Here is a 15,604-nt window from a genome sequence, read left to right as displayed (position 1 = left end):
CTCACCATTCCTCGATGTCGCTGAAGACAGGCGTTGCGGTGCCGCCGTCCGCTCGAGGCTCCACCGGCGGGTGGATCGCCGGGATCGGTGCACACGCGGCGTCGCCGGTGAGATGCGTGCGGCGGGCACGGTTGCGCCGGGCTTTGCGGGTGGCTTTCTGCGAGCGGTCGGTGACCTCGCGCATCTGCTCGATCATCGAAAACAGTGCGCTCTCATCAACGTTCGACCGACCTTGTTCGCGGAGACGGGAGATAGCAGCTCTGTGCTCCCACAGTGTCACCGCGGGATGTGACATCGTCCGGTACGGCACCTCGACATAGCCGGCACCGTCTGGTTCGAGGACCCAGATTCTGCTCAAATCGCGTGGGTCACGTCGTATCACGAACCGCCCCAAATCCTCTCGCCGCGCAACCCACGGTTTGAGCGCGTTCGAGAAGTAATGCACGTGATCGAGAACGAAGCCCGTACGCCTCAGACGTCGCCGGATGACGGGAAGAAAGTCCACAAGGAACGCAGTTTCGCCGAGCACCACACGAGGGGCGTGACCAACTGCGGCGACCTCGCCGGCCCACACGGCGGCCGGAGTGTTCCCAATCCCTGTGTGAACGCTCGCGTGATACGAGGCTATGGCCAGGACCAGCCAGCGCTCCAACTCACGCAATGTAAACGCCGCGTGCTTGTCCGAGTCGTAACTTCCTCGGTCCGCTGGGTTCGAGAAGGTGGTCCCAGGCAGCTCGTGCACCGCCGTCATCGCCGTTCCGATGATTCGTTCGACGATCCCGCCGTAGTGCGGTCGGCCCGGAGGGCGGTATTCGAGTGTGATGGCGTGCTGGGCGCATCCGCGGCGCAGCGCTTCGCTTTTGAACTCGGAGGCGTTGTCGAGATACAGCTGTTTCGGCTTCCCTGCCATCGGCCACTGCACCTGCTCCGCGAGCTCGCATGCCTCCAGCCATGTCTGCTTCTCGCAGCACACGCGGCCCAGGCACAACCCGACCGATATCGACGACGGCGGCTCCAGAGTGACGACGAACCCGAGTACGGAACGGCTGAAGACATCGATAGCGATCGTCAGGTAGGGGCGGCCGATCGGTTGCCGCTCGTACTCGTCAACGACCATCAGATCGACGACGGTGTGGTCGATCTGGACCTGATCGAGAATCCCCGAAACCGTCGGTGGACTGTCGCCGGCGGACTGACGTGGGCGGGCGGCATCGGGTCCTCCGCGTGACCTGGCCACCGATGCCGGATGGAGCGCGGCGATACGCGCGGTGACGGTATTTCTGGCCGGCACTGGCAGACCTGCGCGATGGCACGCCAGTGCTATACGTCTGTGCAGCGCAGCGACACTCAGCTTCTGGCGGTGAAGAAAATAGCGGGTGAGCTGATCGCTGATCACTTCCTCGACCTCAGCCGTCACTCGGCTGCGGCCACGCCCTCCCGACGAGACCTTCGTCAGAAGATCGGTGACTGTCCCCGTCCCGTTCCTGAGCCTGCCGATCAACGTGTAGACCTGCCGCCTGGACAATCCCAACCGTTGCGTGGCATCGTCGACCGCTTCCGAACGCACCGGATGCATCTCCAGCAAGGGAGCCAGGACAGCGAAACGGGCCTCAGCCTGAGACCACCGCTCCCCCGACGCTGTCAGCACACCGGTCTCCACGACGTCGAGCTTGTCGGGGTCCATCACAAGCCTCCCTGTCACCGAGAGCCGAGCGTGCGACCGTGCACCGCACTTCTGACATCAGAATGTCAGAAGACACGTGCACTCACCCTCGAAACGCCTGCAAAGAGTGCAGCCGTCTTCTGAAGTTGACACGAATTGTCAGTTTCAGAAGGCGGCTGCACGATGTCAGAAGTCCCCTGCACTAGCACTCCGCGTTCCTACGCCTACGTTTGGTTGTTGCCGAAGAGGGCTGCAGTAATCCCCGACTGATTGACGCACTATTAGCGTGGGGTTACTGATTTGTCTTGAGTTGTCGACTCCACTCTTTCGCGGGTGGTGATCGATACGTCGTGAAGACAGGCTGGAAATGCGGATTCACTTCCGGGCCAAGGGTACTGAGATCGAAGGATGCGGCACACGTTGTGGCAGCGCGGTCTTCGACGAAGCCTTACTGGTCGGCGTTGGGCTGCGAGTTGAGGATCGCGGCTGGCCACGTATGGCTGTTGTCGCGCGAAGTTCTTGATCCGGCACTTGTGGCATGGGCGGCGAGAAAGTCGTCGACGATTCGGATGCAGTCGTCTGCGTGGATGTGACGCAGACCTGTAAGGCGAGCGAACACTATCGGTCCGAGGAGCTGAATGAGGGCGAAGGTGGTATCGAGTTCGCCGAGCACAGCGCGGGCGTCAGGGGCCGTGAGAATCTGATCCAGGGACTTGCGGTATTGCTCTATGACACGAGCCCGAAGTGAGACCACCGCGCCAGGATCGAGATCGCGCCGGCTGGCGTCGCCGCTGTTGACGGGTCCCATTGCCAGCCACGCCAGCGTGGTCATCTGCACCGGAGCTTGGTCGATGAGGTCGGCTTGGGTGGTGAGCAACGAAATCAGACGTTCGCGTAGCGGACCGGTATCGATAGCAGTGTCGACTGGGGGTAGTAGTCGCTCGAAGGTTGCAGCGAGCAGGTCGGTGGTACTTCCGAAGTGGCGGTACAGCGTGGCACGTGCAACCTTCGATATGCGGGTGACCGCCTCCACGGTGACCGCCTCGACACCGCCGGTGGCCAGCAGCTGGCCCGCCGCTTCGAGTAACCGGTTACGTGAGCGCGCCAGCCGGGGGTCGGCCGGGCCCTCGGTTGCAACGGGAGGGTCGACCATGAACGGGCTCCGCTCCATTTGACTGACAAGACATGTCCTCGCTTGACCATTCTGTCACACCCGCAGAGTTATGATACTAATAGTCTCGTACCGAGACGATCAGTCTCGAACTGAGAGGCTGGCCGTTGAACGAACGTAGATCCGACTCTGCCAGCGTCGCTCGATGGAGCGGTGCCCAGTGGTGGATGTTGATTGTGTCGTGCATGGCGGTCGCGTTGGTGGTGGCCGCAATGGCGGCATTGTATTCAGCGTTGCCACAGATCGCGGTCGCGACAGGGGCAACGCAAGCTCAACTGACCTGGATAGTCGACGGTTATACGCTGGTACTGGCGTGCTTCGTTCTGCCTGCCGGAGCGATCGGTGACCGGTACGGTCGCCGCGGGGTGCTCGTGGCGGGGTTGGCGTTGTTCGCTTTCGCGTCGGCATTACCCTTGTTTCTCGCTGACCCGACGTGGCTGATCGCAGCTCGCGCGTTGGCTGGGGCGGGTGCGGCGCTGGTCATGCCCTCGACGCTGTCGATACTGACCGCGGGATTTCCACCGGCGCATCGCGGTCGCGCTGTAGGTGTGTGGGCCGGGGTTGCTGGATCCGGGGCGGTCCTGGGCATCCTCGGGGCTGGAGTGCTGCTCGAACAGTGGTCGTGGACCTCGGTGTTCGTCGGGTTGACCGTCGCCGGAGCGGTTCTGGCCGGGTTGGCATGCAGTATCGCGGAGTCCCGCCAACAGGAACATCCACCGGTCGATTGGGTGGGCGCTGTGACCGTAGTGGTCGCAGTCGGGGCGATCGTCTTCGCTGTGATCGAGGTTCCGGCCCGTGGCTGGACGGATTCGCTCGTCGCCATCAGCACTGCGGTGGGCTTGTTCGCGGTCGTGGTGTTCGTCGTCGTAGAACTACGTTCCTCGGCACCCCTACTCGATGTCCGGTTGTTCGCCCGCCGTGGCTTCGGTGCCGGCGCACTGTCTGTCTGTATCCAGTTTCTGGTGACCTTCGGGGTGTTCTTGCTGTTGGTGCAGTATCTGCAGTTGATTCTCGGTTATGGACCACTCACCGCCGCATTGGCGTTGACCCCTATGGTCGTGCCGCTCATCGCGATCTCGGTGATTGCACCCTGGCTGTCGAACATTGTTGGGCTGCGGGTGATGACCACTGTAGGTCTGCTCACCATCGCGGCGGGACTGGTGATGGTGAGCAGACTGACCGTCGCGGCGACTTACCCTGACCTGCTGTGGCCCTTGCTCATCATGAGCGCGGGTTTAGGGTTGTGTACCGCTCCTGCGACTTTCGCCATCGTCTCGGACACTCCTGAGGCCAAGCACGGGGTGGCTGCCGCGGTCAACGACGCAGCTCGCGAAATCGGTGCCGCGATTGGGATTGCGGTAGCCGGTAGCGTGCTCGCGGCCGGTTACGTTCAGCACATCCAGCCGGCTCTGCCCCAGCTACCCGAGCCTGCCCGTGGTCCGGTGGCCGATTCTCTGGCCGCCGCGTTGCAGGTCGCCGACCGCGCAGGACCAGCTGGCCAGCCGCTGGCCGAGTTCGCCAAAGCCGCATTCGTACACGGAAGTGGTCAGGCGACACTGGCGTTGGCGGCCCTGACCGCCGCAGGGGCACTCGTCCTCGCCGTCGTTGCACCAGGTAGACGCAGCCGTACGACAGCCACCGCGGGTGATGGACGTCGGTGAAGGTCGGCCAGGATGTCTATTCTTCGGTGTGATTCGTGTCTGTGGCCCGGAGTTGGGCTCGGGCTTGGGACTGCATGAAGTGTTCGACCTCGACAACCACGAACAGGGCAGTAGCGGTGGCTACCGAGCGGCCCTGCGCATCGTCCATCGTGGCCGTGAGATCCAGTTTGCGCCCATCACGAGACCGAACCGCAGCACGCAACACGTATGGAGTGCCGAGCAGAACCGGCGCTAGATAGTCGAGCTCGAGACGCCGCGTCACGGCGAGCTCACCCACTGTGTAGAGCAGGAAGCCGAACAGATCGTCGAGAACGGTCGCCACCGCGCCGCCGTGTGCTATCCCGGGTGCCCCGACATGACGCTGATCGAACACATGGTGAGCCACCACGCCGTTCTCGTCACGCTGGACCGACAGGGCGTGGCCGTGCGGGTTCTCCGGCCCACAACCAAGACAGTCGGGGTGGTGGGGCGGTAGATCAGGCGACTCGGAAGTCGTGCTCCAGAACGAGCGCGCCCAGTTCTCGATAGCGGGGCCGGCCGACCCGCTGACCTCGTCCGGAATTCTCTTCATGGTCGGACCTCTCTGTCGTGAAAAAAACTGTGCCGAGTCTGTCGCGTCTTCGCGCGCTCGGCCTGCACCGCTGTCAGTTTCAAAAGACAAACTGCACTATGTCAGAAGTCAACTGCACTAAAGGATCGACCAAGCCGACATAGCTTAAAGAGAGAAGTGATTTGCCGCGAGGATTTCGGACCTGGAGATGACTATTCTGAGGCCGCGTTTGCGGACTGCCCGTAACTGTAGTGGACATCGTTCGGGGTTCGGTATCCGAGCGACGAATGTCGTCTGCCATGAGCATGGGACCAGAGTGACCTGACCCCTGCCAGGGTGAGGTTGCCCTTGGCTGGGGCGTAAACACGAAATGCCCTGTGATGGTGTGAGAATAGTTCTTGTCTAGGGAACATTCCAGCCACCACGAAGGGCATCTCGCGAATGCAACTATCTCACACCCGACCTGCCTCGGCCGAATGCTTCGACGACCCCAATCTCTGCCGCTCCGCGGCCGCAGGCGAGGCCTGCGCGCCTCGCATCAAGATGACCGTGCTCTGAGGTCGATTTGTTGCGCCCAACGCTTGAAGGAGGGCGTCCAGCGCGATGTCCTCGTTATCGAATTCCAAGATTGCATGGAGGTCGTCGCGGAGTGCGCAGCGGGCGCAGAAACGGGCTCGGTAGCGTTCGCTTTTCGTGGTTGCAGGCGTTCGCAGCGCAGGTCGAGCGCGATGCCGGCGCACTCTTGGCGCTGATCGCGGAGTTGAACCGTCAGATCGGCGACCTCGAAGCCGAACTGACCCGCCATTTTGAAACACACCCGGACGCTGACACGCAACGCCGCCATCTACCTCTCCCTGCCAGGAATCGGTGTCATCCTCGCCGCCCGGGGCTCGGTGAATTCAGCGACGACGTCGACCGCTACACCAACGCCAAGTCTCGCAAGAATTACGCCGGTACGTCACCCCTGACAGTTGCGTCGGGCAAGAAGCGGGCCGTACTGGCTCGACATATCCGCAACCGGCGGCTCTACGATGCCATCGACCGGTGGGCGTTCTGCGCCCTCAGCCAGAGTCCGGCCGCTCGCGCGTTCTACGACCAACACCGTGCTACCGAAGACCTCCACCACCAAGCGCTCCGCGCACTCGCCAACAGACTTGTCGGGCTCCTGCACGGGTGCCTACGCCACCGCACCGAATACGACGAACACACCGCTTGGGCACACCGCACCGCGCAACAACCCGACGCAGCTTGACAAGTTACAATTCTGGGATATCTAGGATGATTCAGTCCATTTTGTGGCGGGACGCGAAACCGGGATGGCTGAATGGCAGACTGCGTGAGAAGGCCACGCCTACGGTTGCGGCCGCGCCGTCGATGATTCCCCATGTCGTCTCTGATAGGTGTGCGGCGAAGAACGTATCATCCACCCCTTGCTCACGACCGTTGTCGATCCACCACTGAGTCGCAGATAGACCAGAACCCAGAATGGACGCCACGGCCAAGGGAATGACCGAAGTATCTGCGTGAACACGCTGAAGACTTTCAGTGAACCGATCGGCGACGACCTCCATCACCGACCTCAGTTCGTCAGCAACTCCGCCATTTCCCGATCCGGAGTACTGAAACAAGTGATTCGCCATAAGGAATCTGACGACCGTGGGATACTGCCCGACGAGCGTGACGTAGCTCTGGACGGACGAGCGAAGCATGTCGTCAACCGAAAGATAATCTTGGTCGGCGAGAATAGTGACTTTCGCCGAATCCCACATCAACGCACCGAGTTTCGCCGCCACCGCCGCGTTCAAGCCCGCTTTGTCGCCAAAGTAGCGATACAGCTTTGGTTTAGATACACGGGCCTCCGCAGCGATGTCGTCCATGCTGACGCCTGCACCATACCGTTCGATGATCCGTATGGTCGCGTCGACCAGCTGCGCGCGTACCTCGACTCTATGCTCATCCCAGCGGGTGCTACGGGCATCGGCCACTCGACGCTGCACCTGAGATGGAGTAAATGAAACGCGGCGGACGAATGACATTATGGGGTTAACAATACCCGGAAGGGTCCTCTCAAGCGAGTCGGGCTGGAGAGCCGTTCGCTGAAACCTCTCGGTTCGCTCGCAGCGGTTCGGCACCCTCCCTCAAGCAGCCGATCGTCCGCCGGATCGCACCGTGTCGATCACATACACCGGCGGCACGACCGGAAAGCCGAAGGGAGCCATCGGAGGCTTCGGCAATGTTCACGATGACGCAGATTCAACTCTTCGGAGTGAGAATGGCCGGGTACCCCAAATTCTCGTTGTGCACCCCGCTGTCGCATGCTGGGGCCGCGTTCTTCGTGCCGACCCTGACGAAAGGCGGCCCGATGATGGTGCTGCCGAAATTTTTACCGCCGAGGTGCTGCGCACCATCGACGCAAAAAAGATCACCGTGGCGATGCCATCGATGCTGTACGCCTCGATGGACCCCTCCCAACTCGGACACGCGCGGCCTGTCGACGATCGTGGCCGTCTCACGAGCTCATGTGTGTCCGGTCGACGGTTCAAAAGCCATCGCCTACCGTGACTGCGTCCAATCGGGCCGCTGCTTCGTTGAAATAGTTTGGTGCCTCCATGTTGATCATGTGACCGATCTGTGGCAACGCCACGAACTCATGCAACCGGCGGCGCTGCTGCAGTCGGTCGGCGAGATCAATGGAATGAACCGCGGGTGTCAACTTGTCGGCCGAGCCCACGATCACGGTCGTCGGAACCGTAAGTGAGTCGATTCCTTTGCTTACATCGATGGTGGCCAGGACCCTGCCCCACATTCCCCGAACCTCAGGGGGGCACCGCAGTACTATGTCGGAACACTCAGCCACAACGTCTGCTGGCGCGTGTCGACCCATCGTCCCGTATTTCACCAACCGTCGGTTGAAGCGAGTGTCAAGCATCTCCGGTCCCGCGGTGGCGAGCCCGGCTGCGAATGCCCGCTCCAGTGAGGCGCGGAATCGACGTGGCGACCCAATTAGCGTCGATCTACTCACCAACTGCGAGGGGCCGGTACTCGCCAAGACGGCACCACGGGATAAGACGGGCACCGACTCCGGGTGCTCGGCAGCCCAACCCATGATGGACATCCCGCCCATACTGTGACCGGTCACCAATGCCTTACGATTAGACGTGACGACAGCGCGCAAGACAGCCTCGAGATCGTCGCCAAGCACCGACGAAGAGAAGGGCGCGCGACCCCGGTCGCTCCAGCCATGCCCTCGTTGGTCATACACCACCACACGGTGTGTGGTGGCGAAGTGCTCGATCTGAGGTCTCCAGAACCGACCTTGGCAAGCCCACCCGTGGCTGAACACCAGCAGCGGCGCATCATCACCGAGCCCGTACTCCTCGACAAACAGCCTCGTGCCGTCACTGGAGAGAACCTCCCGCGACCGCCGCGACAATAGGCCAGCTTTCGAGGAGTCAGAGGTCATCGAAACTCACCGTCACAGCGTCGGTGAGCGGAAGTGCCTGGCACGCGAGTCGCTCGCCGTCCTCAATGTCGTCGTCTACGAGGATGTTGTTCTGCACCATCTCGACATCGCCATCGATGAGCTTGCACACACACGCGCTGCATGCGCCCTCTCGGCACGAGTACGGGGCGTTGTGCCCTCGCGAGAGCAGCACATCGAGCAGAGGCGTGTTACGTGGCCACTCCGTGGTGATGCACTCTCCGTTCAGATAAACCGTGGCCGTAGCTACACCCTCGTCGTCACTGAGTCGACGCAGTGTTGCGGTGTCGAACGGGTCACCCGTCAGCGACTGGAATACCTCTCGATGTACATCCGAATGATCCACTCCGCATGCGGCGGCAGACCTTTCCACAAGATCCATGAAAGGGGAAGGCCCGCAGGTGAAAATCGCCGATCCCTTGTGTTCACGAATAATCTTTTCTACAGCCTCTGATGTGGGAATCCCGTTCTCCGACTCAAGCCAGTCAACCAAAGTGAACCGCTCGGCGAATTCAGATCTAATCTGCTCAAGCTGGCGCTCGTACATGATCGAATCGGAGTCACGGTTTGCGTAGAACAGGACAACTTCGCCACTGCCCGACACCAGGGCCGACTTCACCAGCGACAGAACCGGCGTGATGCCGCTTCCGCCAGCGAAGAAGAGCAAGTCGACGTCGAGGCTCTTAGCGGTAAACTTTCCCGATGGCGTGAGGACGGTCACCTCCATGCCGATGGAAACGTTGTCACACAACCAGTTCGACGCATACCCCCCAGCGGTGCGCTTCACCCCGATCTCGAGGCGGAAGTCATCGACATGAGGCGAACTGCTCAGCGAGTAGCATCGTGCGACGTGGCCCGTCTGGTCGGACGGGATCTTCAACGTAATGAACTGCCCGGGTAGATGCTTGAAATCGTCGACGATCTCGTCAGGCACTTCGAAGGCGATGCTCACGGAGTCCTTGGTCTCCTGCACGACCTCCGACACGGTCAGCGTTCGCGATCGCGCGGTGGTGCCCGGCCGATTCTCCTGTTCGAGGGTCATTTGATGATCCCCCGCTTACGAGCCAAGGCGTAGCCCGCGCGTGTGACAGGCGCAGAGATGTCCTGGTAGCGCGGACCGACAACGCGTGCGACAAAGTCGAAGCCACGTGCGTCTGCGCCGATCAGCACTCGGGGCTTCTTCTTGTCCATTCCCTTGAGGATGGCGCACGCAGCTTTCTCCGGAGTGGTCCTGGCGATGTTGTTGAACATCGAGGCAATGGTGGCGGTATCTGCCCCCATATCGGATACACCACGAGCGTTGTTGACGATATTAGTCTTGACGCCGCCGGGGTGAACGCATGTCACCGTGACCGGATGCCGACTGATTTTCATCTCTTGCCGAAGCGCTTCGGTGAAGCCACGCACACCGAACTTCGCGGCGTTGTAAGCGCTTTGACTGGGGATCCCGACCAGACCGAAGACGCTGGAGGTGTTTACCAGATGACCATCACCAGAGGCGATCAGATAAGGCAGGAACGCCTTGGTCCCGTTGACGACACCACCGAAGTTGATGCCCATCAGCCAGTCGAAATCCTCCCAGGACATGTCGACAACGTCGGCGCCGAGGGCGACGCCGGCATTGTTGAACACCATGTTGACGCGCCCGAAAGACGACTGCACGCTCTCTGCGTAAACCTGGAACGCAGCACGATCTGCCACGTCCAACACGGCGGTCTCGACGGTCGCCCGATGCGCGGTGCGGCACATGGCCGCCGTCTCCTCGAGATGCACTTCGTCGACGTCGGACAAGGCAAGGCTGGCCCCGCGTTCGGCCAGTTGGAGGGCAAGGGACCGCCCGATCCCTGAGGCGGCTCCCGTGACGACTGCGACCTGGGTCGCGTAATTGCCTGCTGTCGAACTACTCACTGTCGGATACTCACTTCTCGATGACCTACGGTTGGATTGTCAGGCGATCTCGTACTCGGCGGGCTCGAAGTCTTTCGTCGCTCGCCAGTACTGCCACGTGAACCCGGGCCACACCGTACGGTTGACACCTTGCGAGTCCAGATACCAGCTCGTACATCCGCCGTTGGTCCATACGCCCTTGGCGAGCTTGTGTTGGATGCTCTTGTTGAAGTGTTCTTGAACCTCAGCCCGCACATCAACGCGCTCCGCACCTCGACTGTCGACGGCGTCGATGGCCTTCATGATGTACTTGATCTGCTGCTCGATCATGAATACGACAGAGTTGTGCCCAAGACCCGTGTTAGGTCCGAGCAGGAAGAACAGGTTCGGGAAGCCCTCGGTGGTGATGCCGAGGTGGGTATTGATGCCCGTCCGGTGCCAGTGCGACGGCAAGTCCTCGCCCCGAGCGCCCTTGAGCGCGAGTTGATCGAACCCGTCCGTGACATGGAACCCTGTGGCGTAAATGATCACATCCACAGGGTGTGACACGCCGTCAGGGGTGACGATCGAATCGGCAGTGATCTTTTCGATCCGATCGCTGATCACTGTCGTGTTGGGGGCGGCGAGCGCAGGGTAGTAGTCGTTCGATCCCAGGATGCGCTTGCATCCGATGCGGTAGGACGGCATCAGCTTCCGGCGTAGCTCGGGGTCGGTGATAGAACGCTCGATGTTCCATTTCGCCACCTTTTCGATTGGTCGCATAAGGTTGGAGTGGCCGTTGAGCCCGAAGGCCAGGCTCTCTGCGCCCCAGTAGACCGACCACCGAGCGAGGCGGCGAGTAATGGGTATCTTGCTGAGCAGCGTCCGAAGTACCGGCGGCACCGCGAAGTTCTTGCGTGGAAGTACCCAAGCCGGGGTTCGCTGGAAGACCGTGAGTGTGCCGGCGTCCTTCTGCACGAACGGCACGAACTGAATCGCGCTGGCACCGGTGCCAATGACGGCCACCCGCTTGCCCTGGAGATCCACTGTGTGGTCCCACTGTGCCGAATGGAACGCCTGGCCGGCGAACTCGTCGATTCCGGGGATGTTCGGAAAATTCGGGATGTGCAGAGCGCCGACACCGGACACGACGTACTGCGCGACGTACTCCCGGCCCGACTCGGTATGCAGGTGCCACCGAGATTCGGACTCGCTCCAGTATCCGGAGACCAACTTCTGCCCGAAGTGGATCTTCTGAGTGACACCACGCTTGTTGGAGATATCTTTCAGGTACTGCTCGATTTCGGGCTGCGAGGACCACACCTTCGACCAGCTACCGCGACTCTCGAACGAGTAGGAGTACATCAGTGACGGTACGTCGCACGCGCATCCCGGATAGGTGTTGTCGCGCCACGTCCCACCGACGGAGTCGGCCTTTTCTAGAACGATGAAATCGCTGTACCCGCGTCGGCGGAGCTGGACGGCCATACCGAGGCCAGAGAAGCCGCTGCCGATGATGAGAACTTTGGTAGTTATGGGCTCGGTTATTCCCGGGTCTGTCGCCGGGGCGGCGGACTTGGCGTTGGAGGACGGCATTGTGAAAATCTCCTGATCGAATGCAGAAAACGGACCCGCACGGCGCGCCGTGACGCGTGGCAGGTGTGGGAATGTCATCCGCCCAAGCCCACGAACGGAGGAATCCGGTCGTGGGGTCGAGGAATGGACTGTGGGACGCGCGGACCGGGCCGGGCGTGTTAGCGCAGATCGTCGGGCAGGCTGCGCGTTGCGCGCCACATCGCCATCGTGAACTTCCCCTCCATCATTCCGGCCTCGTGGAAGAACCGGATCATTGGCTCGGACATGAACTGCAAGTTGACGCGATAGTTCGGGCTCGTCTGCTGCGCCCACAGGCCGCGCAGACGGCTGATTCCGACATCGGGATATACCTTCGGATTGATGAGCAACGGGTATGCAAAGTTCGCAATGGCCGCTAACGTGCCTCTATGCCAAGCGCGCGAGATGCGTCCGCGACGCTGCATCCCTTCCACCATTTCCAGCCGCGCGAACGTGATGTGACGGGCCTCTTCGAGAACGTGGATCTTCATGAGCTGGCGCAGCTGCGGCTGCATTTTCGGGTCATTCATCGCCTCGCGCTGAGCGCGGTCGAGGATCTCCTCGATGAGCAGAGTCGCGCCGGACACGGACGGGCCGAGAGGCACAAAGTGCAAGATCTTCGCGATGCTCAAGAACCCCTTCGGCAACTTGTACGGTGCCAGGCCCGTCTTGTTGATCAGTCGGGCGAACATCGTCGAGTGACGTGCCTCGTCGCCGATCTCGTTAAGGGCGTAGAGGGACCTTTGATCTGTTAGGGCGCCTTTGGCGGATGTTCGGAGCAGCGCCGAGCTGAGCAGATTCTCCGCGTAGATACCGAAGCTGAGGATGCTGACGATTTCGTGGCGCCCGAGTTCCGCCTTTTGCTCATCGCTCATTTTCTCCCACAGCTTGGTGCCGTAGAGCGAGACCCGATGCTCTGGCAGGAAGTACTTTCCTTCCTCCCAGGGTGAGTCCCAATCGATGTCGATCTCCGCGTCATAGAATTTTTCGGCCGCCGCCCGCAGCAGTCGGCCGGCAGATCTCTGCATGTCGACGGGCTTGCGGGCGCTGACACGCGCAGCGCCTTCCGTTGAGACGTCGGGCTTGGTCTCCACATTTTGAACGGTCATGTGACACCTCCGTTGCGTTCCGGGCCGAGCTGAGTCTCGACTTCATACCCGTACTCCAGGTACCAGATACTGATAGTGTCTGCGCCAGTGCGTTCTTTTGTCAATGTTTGATGTGAAGAAAGTGAGCCTTGCGTGTCTGACGACCACGATCTCGACTACTCCGGCGAGGGCACATTGGTGTGCCGTGGCAAGGAGATTGCTGTCGGGGTGAAGATCAAAGGCTATTTCCAGCCCCTCAACGGCTTATACACCTGGTACGGCAGGATCGACAAGAATGATGCGCTCCACGCCGCCCTCTCGGGAAGGCGCACGGTTGCCGTCTTTGCGACACCTGAGGGACGCGCCGAGTGCGTCGTGGGCGACCCTGATTTCTGGGACCGCTATCGCATCTCGGGCACGAGCAGACCGCCGTACCACATCCCCACCACGCTCGAGGAAGTTGACTCGATAGCAGAGAGTGAACATCAGGGTTGACCGACCCGCTTTGCGCCCTGGGGCGTTCCTCAGCATCCAGTCCGATAGCGCCCAGGCGGTGCAGCAACGCCACCAGACGGCGCGCCGTGTCAGTGAACCGTCCCGGGTTTCTTGCCGCTCCTACGCTTGCAACATCTCCGGGCGGAGAGCCGATTCTTGACTGTGGTAGACCTTCTCGAATTCGTCTGGTGTGAGGTAATCGAGGGTGCTGTGGGAGGCGGCGTTGGTTGAACCAGTCGACCCATCCCATCGTGGCGAACTCGACATCGTCGATGGTCTTGAGCGGGCCGTTCAGGAACGGGCTTCTCTTCGATACTGCCTCGGTCTTGAACAACCCAATTGTGCTCTCGGCCAACGCATTGTCGTACGCATCCCCGACGCTGCCGATAGATGCCGCCCCCTCGAGCGAAGAAGCTCCGCACCGGATTCATCACCGATGACGTCACCATCGGCTCGCGGCCAGACGAAGTCGCGGATCGCAAAACGCCAGGGCATTGGGAAGGAGGTCTGATCATCGGGCTGGGCAGGTCCGCAGTGGGCACGCTTGTCGAACGCACCAGCAGATTCACCACGTTGCTGCATCTGCCACGTAAGGATGGGTACGGGGATGCGCCCCCGGTGAAGAACGGGCCGGCGTTGTCCGGTTACCGTTCGGAGTCGGTCCGCGATGCACTCCAGGCTGCGATGACACCGCTGCCAAAGCACCTGCGCAGATCGGTGACCTGGGACCGCGGCAAGGAGCTTGCACGTCATGCGGAGTTGACCGCAGAAACCGGGATCCGTGTGTACTTCTGCGACCCGTACAGCCCCTGGCAGCGGGGAACGAACGAAAACACTAATGGATTGCTGCGACAATACTTTCCGAAGGGAACCGATCTCGCTCGATACCGTCGAAGTGACGTTCAGGCCGCGGCGGATGCACTCAACAACCGCCCGCGCAAAACACTTGGGTGGCGAACCCCAGCGGAAGTGCTTGCGGAGCAGATACACTCGGCTTCACGGCACTGTGTTGCGACGACAGGTTGAATCCGCCCTGACTGCCGGCATCGCTGTGATGGATGAGCCCTGAGCCGACGCGGTGTCCACCGTGATCTCGTCGCCGCAACGCCATCTTCAGCGCCGTGGTGACCATCGCTGTGTCTTTGACCGTCGGCACGGCGAGGAGGCCTGCAAAATCCCGACATTCCCGATTCTGTCGGTGTTCGACCACTCGCAAACTGATGTGTGCCCGTAATCTCGCCCGTGGGTTACTGGAGTTGGGATGGTGTTGTCGAGGCCCAGAGGGCTTCGTAGTGGTCGGGGCTGATGTTACCGATATAGCTGTGGACGCGGTCGGTGTTGTAGAAGGTGTCGATCCAGTTGGCCATCGCAACGACCAACTCGAACGTCGTTGCCCATCGCCTGGAGTTGAGAAGTTCAACCTGCATTCGTCCCCAGAACGCTTCGATGACCGCGTTATCAAAGCAGTCACCGACCGAACCCGAATGAGGGTGTCAGTCCCGACCGGCGTAGATTCTCACCCCAGCTCCAGGAGGTGAACTGCGCTCCGTGATCAGCATGCAGAATCGTCGCACCACAGAGGGATCGCTCCCGAGCGGCCATGTTCACCGCGTTGTTCACCAGTGCGGTATCTGCAACCGTGGAGAACGCCCGTCCGACGATCTTCCGGGAGAAGCAGTCGATCACCGCACAGCAATACGCTTTCCCGTCGCGCGCTGGATGCTCCGTAATGTCTGTACACCACAGTTCGTTCGGCGCGTCAGCGGTGAATTTGCGTTCGACGAGGTCAGCTGGGGTGGACAAGCCCACCAGGTTCGGTTTGCGGCGCTTCGGTGTCGGTAGCCCGACCAGGCCTCGCTCGCGCATCAACGCCCGAACGAGCTTGCGGTTGACGACCATGTCGTACTCGTTGAGCAGCGCAGCTCGGACCCGGAGAATGCCGTAGACACCGGCGGATCGGTGATAGATCTCAGCGATCGTGTCCCCGACGACCAGCCGGCGGATTTCCCGGTCGG

The 15,604-nt window shown here is 61.2% G+C and carries 14 protein-coding genes and 3 pseudogenes; 5 read left to right on the top strand and 12 right to left on the bottom strand.

The features are described 5' to 3' along the window. Position 1: 1 nt before the first annotated feature. Both AB0P23_RS23940 and AB0P23_RS23935 read right to left on the bottom strand, forming a co-directional pair. Complete coding sequence (locus AB0P23_RS23940) at positions 2-1,684, bottom strand: Mu transposase C-terminal domain-containing protein (protein ID WP_363799613.1); 1,683 nt, start codon at positions 1,682-1,684, stop codon at positions 2-4. A gap of 427 nt (positions 1,685-2,111) precedes the next feature. Continuing rightward, positions 2,112-2,816, bottom strand: a complete 705-nt coding sequence (locus AB0P23_RS23935; protein ID WP_363799611.1) for a TetR/AcrR family transcriptional regulator — start codon at positions 2,814-2,816, stop codon at positions 2,112-2,114. A 185-nt stretch (positions 2,817-3,001) separates the two neighbouring features. Between AB0P23_RS23935 and AB0P23_RS23930 the strand changes: the two genes are divergently transcribed. Continuing rightward, positions 3,002-4,495 (top strand): MFS transporter, encoded by a 1,494-nt coding sequence (locus tag AB0P23_RS23930; RefSeq protein ID WP_081606114.1) that lies wholly within the window; start codon positions 3,002-3,004, stop codon positions 4,493-4,495. A gap of 16 nt (positions 4,496-4,511) precedes the next feature. On the opposite strand, the gene AB0P23_RS23925 is transcribed toward AB0P23_RS23930, so the two are convergent. Beyond that, positions 4,512-5,066, bottom strand: a complete 555-nt coding sequence (locus AB0P23_RS23925; RefSeq protein WP_008720413.1) for a PaaI family thioesterase — start codon at positions 5,064-5,066, stop codon at positions 4,512-4,514. A gap of 711 nt (positions 5,067-5,777) precedes the next feature. Between AB0P23_RS23925 and AB0P23_RS23920 the strand changes: the two are divergent. Beyond that, positions 5,778-6,297: pseudogene (locus tag AB0P23_RS23920) on the top strand (transposase); the annotation flags it as partial. A gap of 31 nt (positions 6,298-6,328) precedes the next feature. Here AB0P23_RS23920 and AB0P23_RS23915 read toward each other — a convergent pair. Next, positions 6,329-7,030: a TetR/AcrR family transcriptional regulator gene (locus tag AB0P23_RS23915; protein ID WP_232433762.1), complete on the bottom strand. Its 702-nt coding sequence runs from the start codon at positions 7,028-7,030 to the stop codon at positions 6,329-6,331. Between the two features lie 184 nt (positions 7,031-7,214). Between AB0P23_RS23915 and AB0P23_RS23910 the strand changes: the two genes are divergently transcribed. Then, a complete protein-coding gene (locus tag AB0P23_RS23910; RefSeq protein ID WP_008720407.1) occupies positions 7,215-7,607 on the top strand; it encodes an AMP-binding protein in 393 nt (130 codons plus the stop codon). Here the strand turns inward: AB0P23_RS23910 and AB0P23_RS23905 are convergent. The 5 genes from AB0P23_RS23905 to AB0P23_RS23885 all read right to left on the bottom strand — a co-directional run bounded on the left by AB0P23_RS23905 (position 7,585) and on the right by AB0P23_RS23885 (position 13,115). Then, complete coding sequence (locus tag AB0P23_RS23905) at positions 7,585-8,508, bottom strand: alpha/beta hydrolase (RefSeq protein ID WP_008720406.1); 924 nt, start codon at positions 8,506-8,508, stop codon at positions 7,585-7,587. The genes AB0P23_RS23910 and AB0P23_RS23905 overlap by 23 nt on opposite strands. Continuing rightward, positions 8,498-9,568, bottom strand: coding sequence for a ferredoxin--NADP reductase (locus AB0P23_RS23900; RefSeq protein WP_008720404.1), 1,071 nt, complete (start codon positions 9,566-9,568; stop codon positions 8,498-8,500). The genes AB0P23_RS23905 and AB0P23_RS23900 overlap by 11 nt, the downstream gene beginning before the upstream one ends. Further along, complete coding sequence (locus tag AB0P23_RS23895; protein WP_008720401.1) at positions 9,565-10,434, bottom strand: SDR family oxidoreductase; 870 nt, start codon at positions 10,432-10,434, stop codon at positions 9,565-9,567. The genes AB0P23_RS23900 and AB0P23_RS23895 overlap by 4 nt, the downstream gene beginning before the upstream one ends. A 39-nt stretch (positions 10,435-10,473) precedes the next feature. Continuing rightward, a complete protein-coding gene (locus AB0P23_RS23890) occupies positions 10,474-11,988 on the bottom strand; it encodes an NAD(P)/FAD-dependent oxidoreductase (RefSeq protein ID WP_008720398.1) in 1,515 nt (504 codons plus the stop codon). A 158-nt stretch (positions 11,989-12,146) separates the two neighbouring features. Beyond that, positions 12,147-13,115, bottom strand: coding sequence for a diiron oxygenase (locus tag AB0P23_RS23885; protein WP_008720396.1), 969 nt, complete (start codon positions 13,113-13,115; stop codon positions 12,147-12,149). A gap of 132 nt (positions 13,116-13,247) precedes the next feature. Between AB0P23_RS23885 and AB0P23_RS23880 the strand changes: the two genes are divergently transcribed. Further along, positions 13,248-13,589 carry a DUF4873 domain-containing protein gene (locus tag AB0P23_RS23880; RefSeq protein WP_008720393.1) on the top strand — a complete coding sequence of 114 codons (342 nt, stop codon included), beginning with the start codon at positions 13,248-13,250 and terminating at the stop codon, positions 13,587-13,589. A 214-nt stretch (positions 13,590-13,803) separates the two neighbouring features. Here AB0P23_RS23880 and AB0P23_RS23875 read toward each other — a convergent pair. Next, a pseudogene (locus AB0P23_RS23875) lies at positions 13,804-13,980 on the bottom strand (integrase core domain-containing protein); the annotation flags it as partial. A 65-nt stretch (positions 13,981-14,045) separates the two neighbouring features. Between AB0P23_RS23875 and AB0P23_RS23870 the strand changes: the two are divergent. Further along, a pseudogene (locus AB0P23_RS23870) lies at positions 14,046-14,615 on the top strand (IS30 family transposase); the annotation flags it as partial. Between the two features lie 221 nt (positions 14,616-14,836). Here AB0P23_RS23870 and AB0P23_RS23865 read toward each other — a convergent pair. Both AB0P23_RS23865 and AB0P23_RS23860 read right to left on the bottom strand, forming a co-directional pair. Next, positions 14,837-15,037, bottom strand: coding sequence for an IS3 family transposase (locus AB0P23_RS23865; RefSeq protein ID WP_081606113.1), 201 nt, complete (start codon positions 15,035-15,037; stop codon positions 14,837-14,839). Positions 15,038-15,056: 19 nt separating this feature from the next. Further along, positions 15,057-15,604, bottom strand: a 548-nt coding sequence (locus AB0P23_RS23860) for a DDE-type integrase/transposase/recombinase (RefSeq protein WP_363799606.1), incomplete at its 5' end; no start/stop codon positions are given.

Source organism: Rhodococcus sp. NPDC077669, from assembly GCF_040686915.1.
In the GTDB taxonomy this organism is placed as follows: Bacteria; Actinomycetota; Actinomycetes; order Mycobacteriales; family Mycobacteriaceae; genus Rhodococcoides; species Rhodococcoides fascians.
This window is presented reverse-complemented; position numbering and strand designations above follow the sequence as displayed.

Excerpts from the sequence above, each read along its gene's own strand:
- AB0P23_RS23940 (WP_363799613.1), bottom strand. The coding sequence starts at position 1,684 with ATGGACCCCGACAAGCTCGACGTCGTGGAGACCGGTGTGCTGACAGCG.
- AB0P23_RS23935 (WP_363799611.1), bottom strand. The coding sequence starts at position 2,816 with ATGGTCGACCCTCCCGTTGCAACCGAGGGCCCGGCCGACCCCCGGCTG.
- AB0P23_RS23930 (WP_081606114.1), top strand. The coding sequence starts at position 3,002 with ATGTTGATTGTGTCGTGCATGGCGGTCGCGTTGGTGGTGGCCGCAATG.
- AB0P23_RS23925 (WP_008720413.1), bottom strand. The coding sequence starts at position 5,066 with ATGAAGAGAATTCCGGACGAGGTCAGCGGGTCGGCCGGCCCCGCTATC.
- AB0P23_RS23905 (WP_008720406.1), bottom strand. The coding sequence starts at position 8,508 with ATGACCTCTGACTCCTCGAAAGCTGGCCTATTGTCGCGGCGGTCGCGG.
- AB0P23_RS23900 (WP_008720404.1), bottom strand. The coding sequence starts at position 9,568 with ATGACCCTCGAACAGGAGAATCGGCCGGGCACCACCGCGCGATCGCGA.
- AB0P23_RS23890 (WP_008720398.1), bottom strand. The coding sequence starts at position 11,988 with ATGCCGTCCTCCAACGCCAAGTCCGCCGCCCCGGCGACAGACCCGGGA.
- AB0P23_RS23885 (WP_008720396.1), bottom strand. The coding sequence starts at position 13,115 with ATGACCGTTCAAAATGTGGAGACCAAGCCCGACGTCTCAACGGAAGGC.